14 protein-coding genes are annotated in these 18,518 nt (G+C 59.1%); 4 read left to right on the top strand and 10 right to left on the bottom strand.

The window, feature by feature from the left end; genetic code table 11:
- Window positions 1-37 precede the first annotated feature (37 nt).
- Together ACR0M9_RS14255 and ACR0M9_RS14250 are read right to left on the bottom strand one after the other, a co-directional pair.
- On the bottom strand, window positions 38-3,130 hold the full coding sequence (locus ACR0M9_RS14255; protein WP_480484400.1) for a valine--tRNA ligase: 3,093 nt from the start codon (window positions 3,128-3,130) through the stop codon (window positions 38-40).
- A gap of 94 nt (window positions 3,131-3,224) precedes the next feature.
- Window positions 3,225-4,124: a phytanoyl-CoA dioxygenase family protein gene (locus tag ACR0M9_RS14250; RefSeq protein ID WP_480773909.1), complete on the bottom strand. Its 900-nt coding sequence runs from the start codon at window positions 4,122-4,124 to the stop codon at window positions 3,225-3,227.
- A gap of 164 nt (window positions 4,125-4,288) precedes the next feature.
- Between ACR0M9_RS14250 and ACR0M9_RS14245 the strand changes: the two genes are divergently transcribed.
- Together ACR0M9_RS14245 and ACR0M9_RS14240 are read left to right on the top strand one after the other, a co-directional pair.
- Window positions 4,289-6,580 carry a xanthine dehydrogenase family protein molybdopterin-binding subunit gene (locus ACR0M9_RS14245; protein WP_480773908.1) on the top strand — a complete coding sequence of 764 codons (2,292 nt, stop codon included), beginning with the start codon at window positions 4,289-4,291 and terminating at the stop codon, window positions 6,578-6,580.
- Entirely contained in the window at window positions 6,558-7,634 is a 1,077-nt protein-coding gene (locus ACR0M9_RS14240) for a DUF2235 domain-containing protein (RefSeq protein ID WP_480773907.1), read from the top strand. Before ACR0M9_RS14245 ends, ACR0M9_RS14240 begins: the two co-directional genes overlap by 23 nt.
- 254 nt (window positions 7,635-7,888) lie before the next feature.
- Here the strand turns inward: ACR0M9_RS14240 and ACR0M9_RS14235 are convergent, their stop codons facing one another.
- The 4 genes from ACR0M9_RS14235 to ACR0M9_RS14220 form a co-directional block, all read right to left on the bottom strand.
- Window positions 7,889-8,668, bottom strand: a complete 780-nt coding sequence (locus ACR0M9_RS14235) for an IclR family transcriptional regulator (RefSeq protein WP_480483850.1) — start codon at window positions 8,666-8,668, stop codon at window positions 7,889-7,891.
- A gap of 11 nt (window positions 8,669-8,679) precedes the next feature.
- Window positions 8,680-10,038: a TRAP transporter large permease gene (locus ACR0M9_RS14230; RefSeq protein WP_480547640.1), complete on the bottom strand. Its 1,359-nt coding sequence runs from the start codon at window positions 10,036-10,038 to the stop codon at window positions 8,680-8,682.
- Entirely contained in the window at window positions 10,038-10,703 is a 666-nt protein-coding gene (locus tag ACR0M9_RS14225) for a TRAP transporter small permease (RefSeq protein WP_480487433.1), read from the bottom strand. Before ACR0M9_RS14225 ends, ACR0M9_RS14230 begins: the two co-directional genes overlap by 1 nt.
- 66 nt (window positions 10,704-10,769) lie before the next feature.
- Window positions 10,770-12,008 (bottom strand): TRAP transporter substrate-binding protein, encoded by a 1,239-nt coding sequence (locus ACR0M9_RS14220; protein ID WP_480483847.1) that lies wholly within the window; start codon window positions 12,006-12,008, stop codon window positions 10,770-10,772.
- Window positions 12,009-12,117: 109 nt separating this feature from the next.
- Here ACR0M9_RS14220 and ACR0M9_RS14215 point away from each other — a divergent pair, with 109 nt between their 5' ends.
- Window positions 12,118-13,713, top strand: coding sequence for a GMC family oxidoreductase (locus ACR0M9_RS14215; RefSeq protein WP_480483846.1), 1,596 nt, complete (start codon window positions 12,118-12,120; stop codon window positions 13,711-13,713).
- Between the two features lie 603 nt (window positions 13,714-14,316).
- On the opposite strand, the gene ACR0M9_RS14210 is transcribed toward ACR0M9_RS14215, so the two are convergent.
- Entirely contained in the window at window positions 14,317-14,886 is a 570-nt protein-coding gene (locus ACR0M9_RS14210) for a GcrA family cell cycle regulator (protein ID WP_267363457.1), read from the bottom strand.
- 126 nt (window positions 14,887-15,012) lie between these two features.
- Between ACR0M9_RS14210 and ACR0M9_RS14205 the strand changes: the two genes are divergently transcribed.
- Window positions 15,013-15,816: an ABC transporter permease gene (locus ACR0M9_RS14205; RefSeq protein WP_480622737.1), complete on the top strand. Its 804-nt coding sequence runs from the start codon at window positions 15,013-15,015 to the stop codon at window positions 15,814-15,816.
- On the opposite strand, the gene ACR0M9_RS14200 is transcribed toward ACR0M9_RS14205, so the two are convergent.
- The 3 genes from ACR0M9_RS14200 to ACR0M9_RS14190 all read right to left on the bottom strand — a co-directional run bounded on the left by ACR0M9_RS14200 (window position 15,813) and on the right by ACR0M9_RS14190 (window position 18,457).
- Window positions 15,813-17,048, bottom strand: coding sequence for an MFS transporter (locus tag ACR0M9_RS14200; protein ID WP_480773937.1), 1,236 nt, complete (start codon window positions 17,046-17,048; stop codon window positions 15,813-15,815). The two genes, ACR0M9_RS14205 and ACR0M9_RS14200, sit on opposite strands and share 4 nt — an antisense overlap.
- Before the next feature lie 106 nt (window positions 17,049-17,154).
- Window positions 17,155-18,039: a DMT family transporter gene (locus tag ACR0M9_RS14195; protein ID WP_480773906.1), complete on the bottom strand. Its 885-nt coding sequence runs from the start codon at window positions 18,037-18,039 to the stop codon at window positions 17,155-17,157.
- Window positions 18,040-18,091: 52 nt separating this feature from the next.
- On the bottom strand, window positions 18,092-18,457 hold the full coding sequence (locus ACR0M9_RS14190; RefSeq protein ID WP_480586237.1) for a MerR family transcriptional regulator: 366 nt from the start codon (window positions 18,455-18,457) through the stop codon (window positions 18,092-18,094).
- Window positions 18,458-18,518: the final 61 nt, after the last annotated feature.

Here is an 18,518-nt window from a genome sequence, read left to right as displayed (position 1 = left end):
GGGGTTCGGGGTATGAGTATTTTTGAAAAGATGAAGATCAGGCGATCTCGGCCAGACGGGCCAGCGCCTCGTTCAGCTTGGCTTCTTCTTCCTCGCGTGCGGCGAGGTTGGCTTTGGCTTCCTCGACCACCTCATCCGGGGCCGAGGCCACGAATTTGGGGTTGTTCAGACGCCCACGCAGGCCACCCAGTTCCTTGGCCAGCTTGCCCTTTGCTTTCTCCAACCGCTCCTTTTCCGCGCCAATGTCGATGATATCCGCCAGCGGCAGGCCGAAGGAGGCTCCGGGAGCGGCAATCGAGATGGTGCCCTTGGGCAGCGCGTCCGCGCTGGTCAGGCTGTCGATGCGGGCCAGACGTTTGATCAGCGCCTCGTTGCGGTCCCACGCGGCTTGGCCGTTGGCGTCGATCTCGGTCACCAGCATCGGCACGTAAAGACCCGCAGGCACCCGCATCTGCGCACGGGCCGAGCGGGTGTTCTCGATCACCGAGATCACCCAGTTCATCTCACGATCCGCGTCGGCGTCGACCAGTTCCGTGCCGTAGGTCGGCCAGTCGGCATGGACGACCATTTTCGCGCGGTTGCCGGTCAGGCCCCACAGCTCTTCGGTGATGAAGGGCATGATCGGGTGCAGCAGAACCATGCACTGATCCAGAACCCAGCGCATGGTGGCGCGGGTTTCGACCTGTGCTTCGGCGTCGTCACCCTGCAGCAGGGGTTTCGACAGTTCCACGTACCAATCGCAGACCTTGCCCCAGACAAAGGCGTACAGGCCGTTGGCGGCATCGTTGAAGCGATAGCTCTCCAGCGCCGCGTCGACCTCCGCCCGCACACGGGCGGTTTCGCCGATGATCCAGCGGTTTACGGCGGCCTTGGGCTGCAGGTCGGCCACGTCCAGTTGCGGGACGGCGTCGGTAAAGACCTCGTTCATCTCGGCAAAGCGGACGGCATTCCAAAGCTTGGTGCCGAAGTTGCGATAGCCGGTGATGCGCTCGCGCGACAGTTTCAGCACACCGCCAATCGCCGCCATCGAGGCATTGGTGAACCGCAGCGCGTCGGCACCGAACTCGTCGACGATTTCCAGCGGGTCGATGACGTTGCCGGTGGTCTTGGACATCTTCTTGCCCTTCTCGTCACGGACGAGCGTGTGCAGATAGACGGTGTGGAACGGGATTTCGTTCACCACGGCCAGTTGCATCATCATCATCCGGGCGACCCAGAAGAACAGGATATCCGCGCCGGTGATCAGGACGTCCGTGGGGAAGTAGCGCTCCAGCTCCTCGGTATCTTCGGGCCAGCCCAGCGTGCCGATGGGCCAGAGGCCGGAGGAGAACCAGGTGTCGAGGACGTCGGGGTCGCGGTAGAGGCCGATTTTGCCCTCGCGAATGAACGAGATAGCCTCTTCCTTAGTAGAGACCTCGGCGATTTCCATGCCTTCGTAGTAGCCCTCAACGTCCGCCCGAATTGCATCAAAAGACGGGCCGCAGAATACCGCAAACTCCCCTTTGTTGTGGCTTTCCATACGGGCGATGCGATCAGGGTTCGGTTCCAGCCCCGAGCACTTCTGCTGAGGCCCATACCAAACCGGAATCTGATGCCCCCACCACAGCTGGCGCGAGATGCACCAGGGCTCGATGTTTTCCAGCCAGTGGTAATAGGTTTTCTCGCCCGATTCAGGGATGATCTTGACCGTGCCATCCTTGACCGCGTCCAGCGCAGGGCCGACGACCTTTTCGGCGTCGACGAACCACTGGTCGGTGAACATCGGCTCGATGACGACTTTCGAGCGGTCGCCAAAGGGTTGCATGATCGGTTTGCTCTCGACCAGTGGGACAAGTGCCGGGCTGAAGTCCTGCTCACCGTCTTCGTCCTCTGTAGGCCGGGCCTCAGTCCGGCTCGATCCCAGACGCGGATCGTCCGCTGGACACATAACAGCCAGACCTTCGCGGGTGATCTCTTCGACCACCTTGGCGCGCGCCTCGAACCGGTCCAATCCGCGCAGGTGATCCGGGATCAGGTTGATTGCGTCGATCTCATTCTCGGTGAACGGCTTGCCGCGCGCATATTCCTGCGCCTTGCCCGCCTCTTCGGCGTAAGGCGCGCCATCAGCCCGCATCGCGCCCTTGGTGTCCATCAGGCGGTACATCGGAATACCGCCGCGCCTGGCGACCATATTGTCGTTGAAGTCATGCGCGCCGGTGATTTTCACCGCGCCCGAGCCGAAGTCGGGATCGGGATACTCATCGGTGATGATCGGAATCTGGCGGCGATGCTCTTTCGGTCCAACCGGGATTTCGCACAGTTTGCCGACGATCGGCGCGTAGCGCTCATCCGACGGATGCACGGCCACAGCACCGTCGCCCAGCATGGTTTCGGGCCGCGTGGTTGCAATGGAAATATAATCCCGCTCTTCGCGGAAGATCACATTCCCATCTTCATCTTTTTCCAAATACTCATATGTCTCACCGCCCGCCAAAGGGTACTTGAAGTGCCACATGTGGCCTGGCGTTTCAATATTCTCGACCTCAAGGTCCGAAATCGCAGTCTCGAAATGCGGGTCCCAGTTGACCAGTCGCTTGCCGCGATAGATCAGGCCCTTCTCGTACATATCGACAAAGACCTTGATAACGGCATCATGGAAGTTGGGTGAGTTTTCGTGCCCGGTGCGTGGGTCACCTGGTGCGCCCGCCATGGTAAAGGCATTGCGCGACCAGTCGCAGGAATTCCCCAACCGCGTCATCTGTTCGATAATCTTGCGGCCGTATTGCCCCTTCCAATCCCAGACCTTGGCCAGAAACTCCTCGCGCGCGTAGTCGGTACGCTTCTTGCCCTCTTCGGCCATCAGTTTCTTTTCAACCTGCATCTGCGTGGCGATGCCGGCGTGGTCCTGACCAGGTTGCCACAGAGTGTCGAACCCGCGCATCCGGTGCCAGCGGATCAGAATATCCATCAGTGTATGGTTAAAGGCATGTCCCACATGCAGCGCGCCGGTCACGTTGGGCGGTGGCAGCATGATGCAAAAGCTCTCATCACGCGAACGGTTCGCGCCTGCCTTGAAGGCTCCGGCCTGTTCCCAGGCCTCATAGATACGGGCCTCGGCCTCGGCCGCGTTGAATGTCTTTTCCATCGCCATGGGATGCGTCCTGCGTCAACAAATTCGGGTCAGCGCCTGCAATAGCGAATGGAGACGGGAAGGGGAAGGCCCTGTGCGGCGACGATTGCCGAAGTCACCCCGTGCCGGTCGCCTCGTTTCCGTACAGGTGCGTGCTTTGCGCCGCGCCTTGTGTCATCGCCTTGGCCTGATCCTCCCGGATGCGGGCATGAAGCGCCAAGGCTGGTTGCGAAAACAACTCGGTCGGTGGTTCGATGAGGATGAAATTGCCCACCCGGTCTTCGCCCCGCGCCAAGACCGCGTAATCGCGATCCGCCACTTTTTGCTGCGCGTTCGGGTTCAGATACCGGATCGCCAGCCCGATCCGCCGATCGTCTGACATATTGGGCCCCGAGCCATGGATTGTGAGGCCATGGTGCAGCGACATCTGACCCGGCTGCAATTCGATATGCGTTTTGTCCTCGTCTGCCACATCGACAGCCACCTCCTGCCCGCGCGACAGCAGGTTGTTGTCTGAAAACGTGTCGTTATGGGGCAGGATCGGGTTTTTGTGGCTGCCCCTGACAAAATCCATGCAGCCGCTTGTTACCGTGGCAGGCGACAATGCGATCCACGCGGTCACCTGATCCGGTGTTTCGCCCATCCCCCAATAGGTCAGGTCCTGATGCATTCCCACCACCTGGGTCGTGCGTGGCTCTTTGATGAACAGTTCCGCAGACCACAGCAGCAAGTCCGGTCCCAGTATTCCTTCGACGATGTCCAGAACCCTGGGGTCCAGTGCGATACGGGCGACCAGCGGCATCACCACATGGGCGTTCAGGCGTTTGTACATGTTCAGCGGCAGCGGAAGGTCAGCCACGCGCCAGGTCTCCTCGATCTGCTCCAGCTCGGCCCGGAACTGTTCGGTCTCATCCGGCGAAAAGACAGTGATGGGAAAGGCAAACCCGTCTTGCCAATACGCGTCGACCGATGGGGCGTCCAGGCGGCCCTGTGACAGGGAAATGGGTTCGGGCATGGGGGACCTCCGGCAGGCTGTATCTTCAAACAGCCTACGAATCCCTCTGTGGCTCCTGCAATCCTGTTTACGACATCGGTGTCGCCACACGCTTTCATGCAAGGCGCTGGACATAAGCAAGCACAGGGCTAGTGTCGCCATCAAGGCAGCGACAGGAGCATCCCATGGAAAAATTCGGCAAAAGCCAGCCCGTCAAACGGACCGAGGATCAGCGGTTCCTGACCGGGCAGGGGCGCTATATGGACGATGCCGTGCCCGACAATGCGCTGTTTGCCGCTTTCTTCCGCAGCCCTGCGGCCCATGGCGATATCACCGCGCTGGATCTTGAGGCCGCGCGGGATGCTGACGGGGTGCGGCTGGTCATGACACTGGACGATCTTGCCGCCTCGGGCATCGACACGGTGATGAATGCCGCAACCTTGACCAACCGCGACGGGACCGGCTCTGCCGCGCCGGATCGGCATATGCTGGCCAAGGACCGTGTGCGCTTTGTGGGCGAACCCGTGGCCGTTGTCATCGCGGATACACTGGTACAGGCGCAGGACGCGGTCGAACTGATCTGGATGGACATCCGGGAACGCCCCGCCAAGCTGGACGTGAACGCGGGGGGTGAGGCCCTGCACCCGCAAGCGCCCGACAATCGCGCGTTTGATTGGGGTCTGGGGGATGAGGCCGCGACCAAGGCCGCCTTTCAGGCCGCCGCCCATACCGTGTCGCTGAACTTGCACGACAACCGCGTCATCATCAGCTCGCTCGAGCCGCGGGGCTGTCAGGCCGACTGGTCTGGCGGGCGTCTGCACTTTTCCTATGGCGGGCAGGGTGTCTGGGCGATGAAGGCACAACTGGCACAAAAGCTGAAACTCGATGCGGATGCGATCCGCGTCACCACCCCGGATGTGGGGGGCGGGTTCGGCATGAAGGTGATGCCATATCCCGAATATTTCTGCGTGGCCGTGGCCGCGATGAAACTGGGCCAGCCCGTGCACTGGATGTCCGACCGGTCCGAAGCGATGCTGTCCAATCACCACGGCCGCGATCTGACCTCGCTGGCCGAGCTGGCCTTTGATGCAGACCACCGGATCACCGCCTACCGCGTCCACAGCAAAGTCAACCTTGGTGCCTATAACAGCCATTTCGCGCAGGCGATCCAGACAAGCCTGTTCAGCAAGGTGCTGATGGGGGTCTATGACGTTCAGACCACCTATCTCCGGGTCGAGGGGTTCTATACCACGACAACACAGGTCGACGCCTATCGCGGTGCCGGACGTCCCGAGGCGATCTATGTGCTGGAACGCGTGATGGACCGCGCCGCACGCGAACTGGGCGTTGACCCGTGGGAGTTGCGTCGCAAAAACTTCATCAGACCCGGCGATTTCCCCTACACCTCTGCCACGGGTGAAACCTATGATGTCGGCGATTTCGACATGGTCCTGCGCCGCGCGGCCAGCCAGACCAGCGGGTTCGAAGCCCGCAAGGCCGCCGATGCCGAACGCGGTCTGATCCGGGGGCAGGGTCTTTGTTACTATATCGAAAGTATTTTGGGGGACCCTTCCGAGAACTCGAAGGTCGAGTTTTGCGCGGATGGCACGGTGAACCTTTATGTCGGCACACAATCGAACGGGCAGGGGCACGAGACGGTTTATGCCCAGTTCCTGTCCGATCAGACTGGCGTCCCGATGGACAGGATCACCGTCATTCAGGGCGATACCGACCGGCTTGGCCATGGCGGCGGAACCGGTGGCTCGCGCTCGGTGACGGTGCAAAGTACCGCGACCCTCGCCACCATTGACAAGATGATCGCCGCATTCACGCCTTATCTGGCCGATAAGATGGGGGTCGAGGACAGTGATGTGCGATTTGACCATGAAACATTCCGCGCGCCGGGCTCGAACCTGACGCCGACCCTGACCGAAGCCGCGGCTATGGCGCGCGCCGACGGGCGCGTGGACTTGCTGACGCATGAGTCCCGCGCGCAACTGGATGCCCGCAGCTATCCCAACGGCGCGCATGTTGCCGAGGTCGTGATCGATTCCGTCACCGGCGAAACCCGTGTGGACCGCTACACCGTGGTTGATGATTTCGGAAATCTTATCAACCCGATGCTGGCCGAAGGGCAGGTGCATGGCGGGGTGGTTCAGGGCATCGGGCAGGCGCTGTCGGAACATGTGGTGCATGATGATCACGGACAGCTGCTCACGGCATCGTTTATGGATTACGCCTTGCCCCGCGCGGTGGACGTACCCATGATAAAGTTTACCTCGGCGCCGGTGCCGTCAACTTCCAACCCGATGGGGATGAAAGGATGCGGCGAGGCCGGCACGGTGGGCGCTCTGGCCGCTGTGGCAAATGCGGTTCAGGACGCGCTCTGGGATCACGGGGTGCGGCAGGCGGATATGCCTTTCACACCTCACAAGGTTTGGGAATTGCTGACGCATGAATCTGTCGCGGCTAAGTAGGAAGGTTCTGGGATGGCTCGGGCGGCCCTTACGGTCCGAGCACTCCGCCGAAACGCGGCACCGCGAGCCGATCAGCCACGTCATTATCCTTGATGGCACCATGTCCACCCTCGAACCGGGGTTCGAGACCCACGCCGGTCAGACCTATCGCCTGTGCTGCGAAATGGGCAGCAAGGTGTCGGTGTTCTACGAGTCGGGCGTGCAGTGGGAAAGCTGGAAGTCCACCATGGACGTGATGATGGGCCGGGGCATCAACCGCCAGATCCGCCGCGCTTATGGCTATCTGGCGTCCCGCTACAAACCCGGTGACCGCATTTATTTCATCGGTTATTCCCGTGGCGCCTACGGCGTGCGCAGCCTGGCTGGGGTGATCGATATGATCGGCCTGCTCAAGGCCGAACACGCGACCGAGCGGAACATCCTGCAAGCCTACCGCCATTATGAATGCAATGTCAGCGGCACTGCCGCCCGCGATTTCCGCCGCAAGTTCTGCCACGACAACGTCAAGATCGAGATGGTCGGTGTCTGGGACACGGTCAAGGCGCTGGGCCTGCGCCTGCCGCTGCTGTGGCGCTGGGCCGAGGATCGCCATGCCTTTCACAACCACCAGCTGGGCCCTGCCACTCTGCATGGCTATCACGCGCTGGCCCTCGACGAAACGCGCGAGGTGTTCGAGCCGGTTCTGTGGCGATGCAAGCCCGAGTTCAATGGCCATGTGGAACAGGTCTGGTTCCGTGGCACCCATGGCGATATCGGCGGCCAGCTGAACGGCTATGAAGAGGCCCGGCCGCTCAGCAATATCTCGTTGATCTGGATGCTGGACAAGGCCGAGATGCACGGGCTGCCGATGCCCGAAGGCTGGCGCACCCGTTTCCCCACGGATGCCCATGCGCAATCGGTTGGAACCTGGCGCGGTTGGGGCAAGATATTTTTGCTGCGCAAACACCGCAAGGTCGGGCGGGACCAGTCAGAACGCCTGCATGTCTCGGTCGCGCCGGATGAATTGCCGGGCTGGGTGGCGATGCCGAACCTGCCGACACATCCCGCGCAGTGAAAGGCTACCATGTGCCACTGACACCAAGATCACCGGCACTTCAATGTCAGGTTCGAGCCCAGAGCGGCTGATGCTGCACCAGCCAGGAATGGCAGCAGTGCGCAAATGTTGACTCTACAACGCTGAACGAACGGCGCACACTGGACTTTGATCACACTCTCACTCACTGAGGTGCAGAATTCTCCAAACCGGTCGATTACCGAATTCGCAGTTGGTAAAAAAGTTTACGTTTTGACTGTCATCTCCGGTACTAGTCACTCGGTCAAAAGAGCCGAAAGCTCATCCGCCCCTTTTTGCAGTATTCCCAGAAACGACATCAGACTGTTGACGTCATGACGTTGTGTCGGCGCATGAACCGAAAGCGTGCCTACCAATCGGCCTTGCCCATCCTGAACGGGTACAGCTAAGGCAGTCATTCCGGTCATGAATTCCTCGTCATCGGTGGAATAACTATTCTCAGAGATACGTTGGATCTCCGCTCGCAGCGACTTGGGATCAGTCAGCGAGCGCTCCGTCTGTGGTTGTAGATTTCCCGCTGAAAGAAAACCGTCCAGCGTTTTTTGCCGCAGTGTGGACAGGTACATCTTGCCGCTGGCCGTACAATGGAAGGGTACCTGAGTACCAACCGGAAGCTGAATCCGCAGTGGCCACTTCGTTTCCACCCGGTCCAGATAGATCATCCCCTCTCGGTCTGGAATGGCGAGATTGCAGGTTTCACCAACCTGCTCGGCGACGCTGCGCAAGATCGCCAGACGCGCCGTACGCAGGTGCTCGGAAGACATCGTATTGACTGAAAGCAATCGCAGTCGGTGTCCAGGGCCGTATGAACGCCCATCCAGATCGCGCTGCAGGAAGCCCTCGGCTTCTGCGGTTTGCAACAGGCGGTGGATGGTTGGCTTGGCCAGGCCCAGTGACTCGATCAGGTCTGACGGTTTGACGGCGACCCCGCGTCGCGCCACCTCCTCAAGGATGAGAAGAAGGCGCAAGTTGGTCGGTATCTGAGTTTCTTTGTCTTTTGTTTCCGTTGCGGCCATTCCTTAACAGTCTAGTTATTTGGCAGCAGGATCAAGGCCAGATCGGGCACAAGTGACACCAAAATCCACACCGACAGCAATGCGACCAGATAAGGTACTGTGTACCGCAGCAGCCGGAAATAGGGCACTCCGGTCACGCCAGAGGCCACATACAGGTTTAAGCCATATGGCGGAGTGATGAACCCGATAGACGCCCCCACGAGGAAGATCACTGAGAAATGGATCGGATCAATTCCAACTGACGCCGCAATCGGGGCAAGGATCGGGGCCAGAATGATCGTCACAGGCAGGCTTTCCAGCACCATGCCCGAGAAGAAGACGATCACCATCGAGGTGAACAGAACCGCATGGTACCCACCCATTGAGGTTACGAAATCCCCAATGGTCTGCTGTGCGCCAAGCAATGACAGGATCTGCTGCATCACCACCGAAATCGCGATCAGCGGTGCAAGAATTCCGGTGATCTGGGCCGAACGGATCACGATCGATGGGATCTCGGGGATAGTAAACCCTTCGACTACGAACATCTCGGCATAGCTCTTCTCGGTCGGCGAAATATCATTCCGCGCGCCCATGATCCGGTTGATCGGATAGCTGACCAATCCTGCGATCACACAGAATCCAACCGTCACGCCCGCTGCTTCGGTCGGAGAGAATTTGCCCGTATAGATGCCCCAAAGCACCAGTCCAATTGCGAAGAACCCAAGCCATGCACCAAAGGCGGTTTTCAACACTCGGTTCAGCTGTAACGGGATCAGATGCCCCCAACCGTTTATGCGGCAAATGATCCAGCACGCGAATTGCATGCCAAAGACCATCAGTGCCCCCGGAAGGATGCCTGCAACGAACAGTTCGGAAATCGGCAGGTTCATAAGAAATCCGTAGACGATAAAGATAATCGACGGAGGAATGATGATGCCCACCGTACCACCCGCCGCCGCTGTGGCCGCGCTGAAACGTTCGTCATAGCCGCCTTTCACCATCTCGGGATGCAGCATTGAGCCAATGGTTGCTGTCGTCGCCGAGTTGGATCCTGAGATTGCTGCGAACAACCCACAGGCGCCAAGCGAGGCCATCGCCAGCCCGCCGCGTATCCAGCCCAGACAGGCATAGGCGAAATCGCTGAGACGCCGCGCAATACCCGATTTGTTGATCAGGTCTCCGGTCAGGATGAACAGTGGCATCGCCAACAGGGCAAAACCCTTGTTGAACACGTTCAGCAATTCGGCACCCATGTTGTCCAGCGTCAGGCCAAGGACAAATGAACAGCCTATGACCCAATAACCGATGACCAACAGGACCGGCACGCCCAACATGAACAGAAAAGTGACCCCAAGCGAGATCAGTGTGACCATGGTTCCATCTGTCATCAGTCTGCTCCGATCACGGCCTGCTTGATCAGCGGCTCACCTGTTTTCCAGTTGTGCAGATCGTCGGCGAGGTTTTGAAACACCCGACCGACCATCAGAAAGAACGACAGTGGTGCGGCCAGAAGGAACCACCACTGCATGATATTGTCAGTCCCCAGAACGATCTGAAAGTTCGATGCCGAAAGGGCGACTAGCCGGGACGTGGTCACGATGACGATCACTGCGAATATGAACCACAGCAAGGCGTCAAGGATCAGGCAGGCCAATTGACCACTGCGCGGCATGGCAGAGCGGAATTCGCTAAAGCTCAGATGTGTACGTAGGCGGACGTTATACGAGGCCCCGAACCACGCCATCACCATGAACAGCAGCGGCGGAATAGTGGTCGACCAGGGCTCTTGATCGTTGAACACGAACCGGTCGATCACGCCCCAAAAGATGATCAAGGCAATGGCAAGGTAGGAATACACCATTACCGATCGTTCCAGATGCCGTTCAATGAAGGGCACGGCCCGATAGATCAGCATGATCACGAACCCGCCCAGAGCCGAGACAATCGCGCCCAACACCCAGGTCGCGTCGGATTCCAGTGCGGATTGAATCTCGAACGAATCCTGGCTGAGAAAGGCGCTGAAAATTGCGCCTATGTCTGCCCAAAACGACATGTACCCCGTCCTCCCAGTCGGTAATTGGATGAACCGGCCCGCCTGGGGCCGGTTCGTGTAAGTTTATCAGGCTTCGCCCTTCCACCAACGGCGCGGCTCGACATTTTCCGGTAGTGTATCGGCTGGAATCTCACGCGCGATGTCATAGATTTCCTGATAGGTATCGATGCCACCTGCCCATTTGTTCAGGCGTTCACGCCATTGCGCCCAGGGCTCGGGGTTGTAGTTTGGGGCGCACATTTCCTCGGCCAGTTTGATCTGATCATCCGCCAGAAATGCCGGGCGCACGCCGTTTTCGGCAAAGATCGTGTCAGGCAGTTGCGGGTCCGAGAAGCCCACGGTGTTCAACAGCGCCGCCTCATTCGCGCCCTGAATCAGCGCCTGCGTAAAGTACGAAGATTCCATCACAGCATCCTGTAACTCGCCGCTCAGCCCATCAAACACCTTTGCTGACATTGAGGTATGTTCGGTTCCGCAGAAGAATTTCAGGTTCACTGACTGCGAGACCACCGGCGCCATGTTGGCATAGGCAACGGCCGAGGCCCATGTTTCGGCCCCGTCGATCAGACCAGTCTTGAGCGCGTCCAGAGTCTCTTCCCATGCCACCGGCACCGGGTTCAGGTTCAATAACTGCATCGCAATCCGGCCCAACTGCGTGCCGGTCACGCGGTTTTTGGTGCCAAACAGTTCTTCCAGTTTGGTGACGGTCGGTTTGTCTGAAAAGGTCGATCCCATTTGCAGACCGCGCAATTCGCAATGAGTGAACAGGAACTTCAGCCCATGCCGTTTCTCCAGCGGATCACGCAGGATGCGCTGGCTCGCCGGGCTGTAGAAGAAATGATACTGTGCCGCGCGACTGGGGAACATATACGCGTAATCCAGCACGTTCAGATAGGGCGCACCGCCGGCAGAGTTCTGGGTCGATGCCGCATAGATGTCGACGATACCCTGCTGTGTCTTCTCAACACAGCTCAACTGTCCGCAGATCTGATTGTCACCGATGAATTCAATCCGAATCTCGCCATCCGTTCGCTCTTCCAGATCCCGTGCGAACTCGATTGCGCCTGCGCGTTCAATCAGCAGGTTGCGGGTGTTGAAGCCCGACGCGCCGAATTTCAGCGTGTGCTTCGGTTCTTTCGAAAAGCGTTTCTCGTAAGTTGATTCGGCAGCCTGTGCCAGATTCGCCAGGCTCATTGCGCCACCGAACCCGCCTGCTGCCAATAAGGTCGAGCTCATGCCGTAACGGCCCGCAACTCGGAAGAAATTCCGACGCGAAATACCACTTAGTTTCCGACCAATCTCCATTGCTTACCTCCCTGATCACAATTATTGAGACGTTTTGTATCAAAAAAGGCTAGTATAATTCGATCAACTTGCATAGAGTTTTTTTCAGCAACTTTCGGAGGAGGCAGTCATGGAGGTGGATTATGCGGTTGTTGGCGCGGGGTCTTCGGGCTGTGTCATTGCCAATCGGCTAAGCGCTGATCCCAATACGACGGTTGCGCTGCTTGAGGCTGGTGGCCGCGATACGAACCCGTGGATTCACATCCCTGTTGGCTATTTCAAAACAATGCACAATCCATCGGTCGACTGGTGTTATCGGACCGAACCCGATCCCGGCCTGAACGGTCGATCCATCGATTGGCCACGCGGTAAGGTGCTGGGTGGGTCATCCTCTTTGAATGGGTTGCTATATGTGCGCGGCCAGAAAGAGGATTACGACCGTTGGCGTCAGATGGGCAACGAAGGTTGGGGCTGGGAGGACGTGTTGCCACTGTTCAAACGCTGCGAGGATCAAGAGCGCGGCGAGGATGAATTCCACGGTGTCGGTGGACCTTTGTCTGTGTCCAACATGCGCATCCAACGTCCCATCTGCGACGCATGGGTCGCTGCAGCGCAGGCCGCAGGTTATCCGTTCAATCCAGACTACAACGGGGCCGAACAAGAGGGCGTCGGGTACTTTCAGTTGACCACCCGCAATGGTCGACGCTGCAGCGCAGCCGTGGCGTATCTAAAACCTATCCGGGGTCGTCAGAACCTCAACATCATTACCAATGCCTTGGTAGCGCGGGTGGTTTTAGAAGGGAAAAAGGCAACCGGACTGGTTTATCGGGATCGTTCGGGTGCTGAACAAACTCTAAAAGTCCGGCGCGAGATCATTCTGTCCGGTGGGGCGATCAATTCCCCCCAAATTCTGATGTTGTCGGGAATCGGAGACCCAGATCATCTAAAGGAAAACGGTATCGAACCGCTGCACGCCCTGCCGGGTGTCGGCAAGGGTTTGCAGGATCACTTACAGGCGCGGCTTGTGTTTAAATGTAACGAGCCGACTTTGAATGACGAAGTCCGCAGCCTGTTCAATCAGGCGCGAATTGCCCTGAAATACGCGCTGTTCCGCGCAGGCCCGATGACCATGGCCGCCAGCCTTGCCACCGGTTTCATGAAAACCCGCCCCGAGGTTGAAACCCCCGACATTCAGTTTCACGTCCAACCCTGGTCCGCTGACAGTCCTGGCGAGGGAGTGCATCCGTTTTCAGCGTTCACGATGTCGGTGTGCCAACTGCGCCCGGAAAGCCGCGGAGAATTGCGGTTGAACGGTCCCGATCCGTCTAAACACGTCAAAATCGTCCCTAACTACCTGTCCACGGAAACGGATTGCAAAACGATCGTCGATGGCGTGAATATCGCACGTGGGATTGCCAAACTGGCCCCTCTGGCTTCAAAAATTTCCGAGGAATTTCGACCGACGGCAGAGCTGAGTTGCGACGATTACGAAGGCACGCTAGATTGGGCCAGATCCAACACCGCATCAATCTATCACCCAACCGGAACTTGCGCGATGGGAAGCAATGGCATGTCCGTTGTCGACGCAAAACTAAATGTGCATGGAATAAAGAACCTAAGGGTAGCTGATTGCTCCATTATGCCGGATATCGTCAGTGGCAACACTAATGCGCCAGCAATTATGATAGGCGAAAAGGCAAGCGACTTGATAAGTGCAGATGCCTGACAGTCCCTCCGTCTTGTCCGCATGCCATGCAAAATGCCCAAAACACTCGCAACCGATGGATCAGTGCGCCATTCGCGCAAGCTCAAGCTGTTTGGTCGGTGGAGTCTGGTCGCAACTTGCGCTTTGCCTAACTCATGACTCATGAGTCATGACTGACAGTGATCTGGGAGCGACCATTGGTCAATGATCTGTGGAGCATCTAGCGCAGGGACTTAACACCACACCAACCTCGCGAAGCATGCATAAGCGGACGCGGACACTTTCCTAAAGTTCAACTCTTAACGTCCGCTTTCCTATTTTTAGGCGTACAAGTACTGCACTTGCTGAGATAGACATACACAGCCTTGGGTCGCGAACTTGAATGTTCCCTAATTGTCTGGGTGCGGACACTGCGTCGGTGAACGCTATTGTCTGCTAAGTCCCGCAAAGTTGACGCTCCGAACTAAAACACCTTCGCAGCATTCAGCGAGGGTGTTTTCTTTGTAAGAGCTCGTTACGTCTTGCGTCGTTCTTGACTATGCAACGCCTCCGGTAAGAGGCGTGGCGAAACGCCTGCGCCCTTTTCACGTTCTATAGACATGATTTAGGTTCTGGTGTTCGCAATTACCGCCGCCGGTCGCGGCGCGAGCTCATGGGTTGGAAGGCCACGCCCACATGCGCCTCGCAATAGGGTTTGCCCGCCTCAACCGGAAGGCCGCAGAACCAGAAATCCTCGGTCGCGGGGTCGCCCACGGGCCATTTGCAGGTCTTCTCGGTCAGTTCCATCAGCGTCAGCTTCTTGGCTTTCTTCTCGATCTCGTTGACCTTGGCCAGCGCCTCGGGGCTGATTTCGTTGGCCGAGGGCTGCGGCGGCAGCGGCTGACCGGCCGGGATGATCTGGCGGCGGGCCGGAACGGCGGGTTTCGCCTCGGCAGCAGCAGCCGGGCGCGCCGGTTCTGTCTTTGGCATGGGTCTGGGCTTGGCTTCGGCCTTGGGCGCGGGCGCCGGTTTCTCTTTCGGTTCGGACTTGGCCGGGGCTGCGCCTGCTGTCCGGTTGGACAGGCCCAGGCGGTGGACCTTGCCAATCACCGCGTTACGGGTCACGCCGCCCAGTTCCTTGGCGATCTGGCTGGCCGACTGGCCTTCGCCCCACATCTTCTTCAGCAGTTCTACGCGCTCGTCTGTCCAGGACATCGTCAGCCTTTCAAAAGCGGAAAGCGGCCCCGGATTCGGGCCGCCTTGGGAATTCGTCTCAGCCCCCTATTCTAAACACTGCGGCCCGAGTTACAAGCTGTCTTCGAATCAGGTTGAGGGCAAAGCATGCAGAATCCCGCAGAACAGACCGCACGCAGCTTTGGGGCGGTCAACTGGATGGGGCTTTACACGCTGGCGCAGCGCGAGATTCGGCGCTTTCTTTCGGTCTGGACCCAGACCGTTCTGGCGCCTCTGGTCACGGCTGGCCTGTTCCTGCTGATCTTCACCATCGCCATTGGGCCCAGCCGCCCTGACGTCATGGGCGTGCCGTTTGTGGTCTTTCTGGCACCGGGGATCCTGATGATGACGGTGATCCAGAACGCCTTTGCCAATACCTCCTCTTCGATGGTGATTGCCAAGGTGCAGGGCAATATCGTCGACACGCTGATGCCGCCGCTGTCCCCGCTCGAGATCCTGCTGGGGTATCTCGCCGGTGGCATCGCCCGTGGCCTGATGATCGCGCTGGTGATTTCGGTTGCGTTGCTGGTCCTGTTGTCCATCGCGCCCCAGCATCCGTTGATTGCACTGATCTTTGTTGTTCTGGGGGGTGCCTTCATGGGCGCGCTGGGCCTCTTTGCCGGGATCTTTGCAAACAAATTCGATCAGATGGCCGCGATCACCAACTTCATCGTCACACCTCTGGCTTTCCTGTCGGGCACCTTCTATTCGGTCGAGGCGCTGCCTTCTGTCCTGAACCGCCTGACCCACCTGAACCCGGTCTTCTACCTGATCGATGGGCTGCGTTACGGCATGATTGGCGTGTCCGACAGCTCTCCGTGGTTGGGCATGGCGGTTTGTGGTTTTGCCACGCTGGCCATCGGGCTGATCACCTGGCAAATGCTGCGCACCGGCTATCGGCTTAAGGCTTAACCGGGCTCTGCCAGCCTATCGGGCGACAGGGCAGGCTTGGGTTCGCCCAGCCGCGGATGCAAGCGGGCCGAGACAGCCCATGCCCCGAACAAGGCAATCCCGCCTGCCGCAAACACACCGGCCACCGGAGCCACCAGCAGGACCAGAGCTGCAACACCGGGCGTCAGAATGCCCGAGACATCGCGGTAACTGGAATAAATCGCCGACATCTCGGTTCGCTCAGACGGTTTAACGGCCATAAGGAAGGGCAATCCGGCGCAGATATCCAGAACGATCAGCCAGACAGACCCCAGAACCAGCGCAGCCACCGAGGCAACCGGCCATCCCGCGACCAATCCGGCTGCGAAAAAGCAGGCCCCCGCGGCGGCAAACCCGATGCGAACAGCCGACCTGAGCGACCGCGTCTGGACCCAGCGCAGGATCAACGGGGCGGCCAGCAGCATGGCGTTTGTGCACGACAGAAGGATGCCGCCCAGTTGCTCTCCCAGCCCGTTTTGGATGGCGAAAATGGGCAGGTAGACCACATATATCCACCACCCGCAGGACCGGATCATTGCAAACAGATATCCGGCAACCAGTCGGGGTTGGACAAAGAACCGGGGAAGAAAGGCCAACGGGTTCTTGGCCGGACCACGAGCCTTGGTGATCAGCTTGCCATTGCCCAGACGCATGCGCCAGAACTGCGCCAGCATGACCAGCGCCGCTCCGGCACTGATGACAAACGGGGCAGGGCGCCAAAGCTCCATCAGCAGAACACCGGCCATTGGGCCGCCCGTCCATCCCAAAGCGCTGTAGAACATGCGGCTGGTCTCGCACCGGCCAAGTTCGATCTTGCTGATGTAATCCAGCACATAGGTGTTGAAGCAGATGAAAGTGACAACCGCGGCCATGGTATTCAGGGCCAACGCGCCGACCACGGCCTCGGGGCTGCCCACGATCGCCAGCGATGCACCGCAGATGAACATGACGCAACCGGTGGAATAGGCCCATCTGCGCGGTACAAAACGGATCAGGAACGGCACCATCAACCCGACCAGCAGGGACAGGATGCCAATCAGGAAATACAGGAATGACACGGACGAGGCATCGCCCAGCGCCCGGTACATCGCCAGCGGAAAGACCGAAATCAGAATACCGCGCACCACGGCTTCGATTCCGGCCAGAATCCCGAAATCGCGCACCGATGGGGCAGGCGCGTGGCGTACCCATTCAGGTATTCGGCGTTCATGCATAACAAACTCGCAAATCAACTCAGCCCAGAATGCGCCGGTCACCTCGCCATTCATGGGGATTTGCGACACAAAGGTCGCCCCTGAACCGCAAGGGCGGTTTTTTCTGTCAGGTCCGGCGGTTTACCGCCTCGCGCCAGACCAGGATCAGCCCTCCGGTCAGGATCGTGACCGCGCCAATCAGGCTGATCCGGTCGGGGATCACATCAAACACCGCAAAATCGTACAGCGCGGCGAAAATCAGTGTGGCATAGCTGATCGGGGCCACGAATGACGCGTCCGCACGTGCCATGCCGTTGATGAAACAAACCTGCGCGCAGGCCATCAGCAGGCCGATCCCCACCAGCGCAACCCATTGCTGTGGCGTAGGCATGTGAAACACAAAGCTGACCGCGACCGTGGCGATCACCAGCCCCATCGTGTTGTTGATCAGCAGAATCTGGATCGGGGCCTCGCGCCCCGACAGTTTCTTGATAAAGATCAGCTCCATCCCGATAAACGCAGCCGCAGCCAGCGCCAGAAGGGCGGCGGGTTGAAAACTTGCAGGTGTCGGGCGCAGCAGGATCACCGCACCCGCAAGGGCCACGGCCGCCGCCAGCCAGCGCCACGGGCCGACGCGTTCCCCCAATAGCGGAATGGCCAGGACCATGCCAAAGACCGGGTTCAGAAAGGAGATCGCCGTCGCATCCGCCATCGGAATGAACGCAACAGACGCGAACATCAACGTCACCCCGGCCCAGCCAAAGCTGGTTCGCCCGACATGCAGCCCCCAATGGGGCCGCCCCAGCCGGGGACGAAGCACTGCGACCGCCGACAGGATGGCAAGCAGGGCAAACAGAAACCGCCCGTGACTGATCTGCATCGCGTGCAAGGGTGGCCCGAGTGTGTCCGTCCCCAAGGCCTTGGCCAACAGCGTCGTCGCCGCGATAAAGGCGGTCGCGACAAAGATCAGCCCTGCGGCCAAAGCAGGATTTTGCGCCTTCGGGGTGAACATGGGCGAAAGCGGTGCGCCAAAAAAGGGGCCTTGGCAAGACGCAATTCAGCGCTCAGCGCAAAACCGGAGCGGCCGCCAGCGCCGCCTTGGCTTGTTTGAGGCTGTCCAGAAACCGCTCCGCACGCACAATCCGTGCTTCGACCTCGTCAATCCGGTCCTGCAAAAACGCCTCGCCGTCAAAGCTGTCGGGATCGGCGGCTTCCAACTGCCCCAGCAACATGACCAGTTCTGCAATGCTGATGCCTGCCGCCTGTGCATCGGCAACTTGCTCCAGCGTGATCAGCGCGTCTTCGGGATAGTCGCGATAGCTGTTGGTGTTGTCCGGACCCGGGCCTGACCGGATCAGCCCTTGGCGTTCATAAAACCTCAGCGTGTCACGGCTCAGCCCGCTGCGCCGCGCAAGTTCCCCGATCCGCATGTTTCAAAACCGTTGACTCAACTCCATGGTTTTGATCCTATGTCAGACAGTCATTCTCTGC

This window comes from Ruegeria sp. CH2 (assembly GCF_056537065.1).
This window is presented reverse-complemented; position numbering and strand designations above follow the sequence as displayed.

Bases quoted from the DNA above. Each gene is read 5' to 3' on its own strand.
- ACR0M9_RS14255 (WP_480484400.1), bottom strand. From the start codon at position 3,130: ATGGCGATGGAAAAGACATTCAACGCGGCCGAGGCCGAGGCCCGTATC.
- ACR0M9_RS14250 (WP_480773909.1), bottom strand. From the start codon at position 4,124: ATGCCCGAACCCATTTCCCTGTCACAGGGCCGCCTGGACGCCCCATCG.
- ACR0M9_RS14245 (WP_480773908.1), top strand. From the start codon at position 4,289: ATGGAAAAATTCGGCAAAAGCCAGCCCGTCAAACGGACCGAGGATCAG.
- ACR0M9_RS14240 (WP_480773907.1), top strand. From the start codon at position 6,558: ATGAATCTGTCGCGGCTAAGTAGGAAGGTTCTGGGATGGCTCGGGCGG.
- ACR0M9_RS14235 (WP_480483850.1), bottom strand. From the start codon at position 8,668: ATGGCCGCAACGGAAACAAAAGACAAAGAAACTCAGATACCGACCAAC.
- ACR0M9_RS14230 (WP_480547640.1), bottom strand. From the start codon at position 10,038: ATGACAGATGGAACCATGGTCACACTGATCTCGCTTGGGGTCACTTTT.
- ACR0M9_RS14225 (WP_480487433.1), bottom strand. From the start codon at position 10,703: ATGTCGTTTTGGGCAGACATAGGCGCAATTTTCAGCGCCTTTCTCAGC.
- ACR0M9_RS14220 (WP_480483847.1), bottom strand. From the start codon at position 12,008: ATGGAGATTGGTCGGAAACTAAGTGGTATTTCGCGTCGGAATTTCTTC.
- ACR0M9_RS14215 (WP_480483846.1), top strand. From the start codon at position 12,118: ATGGAGGTGGATTATGCGGTTGTTGGCGCGGGGTCTTCGGGCTGTGTC.
- ACR0M9_RS14210 (WP_267363457.1), bottom strand. From the start codon at position 14,886: ATGTCCTGGACAGACGAGCGCGTAGAACTGCTGAAGAAGATGTGGGGC.
- ACR0M9_RS14205 (WP_480622737.1), top strand. From the start codon at position 15,013: ATGCAGAATCCCGCAGAACAGACCGCACGCAGCTTTGGGGCGGTCAAC.
- ACR0M9_RS14200 (WP_480773937.1), bottom strand. From the start codon at position 17,048: ATGCATGAACGCCGAATACCTGAATGGGTACGCCACGCGCCTGCCCCA.
- ACR0M9_RS14195 (WP_480773906.1), bottom strand. From the start codon at position 18,039: ATGTTCACCCCGAAGGCGCAAAATCCTGCTTTGGCCGCAGGGCTGATC.
- ACR0M9_RS14190 (WP_480586237.1), bottom strand. From the start codon at position 18,457: ATGCGGATCGGGGAACTTGCGCGGCGCAGCGGGCTGAGCCGTGACACG.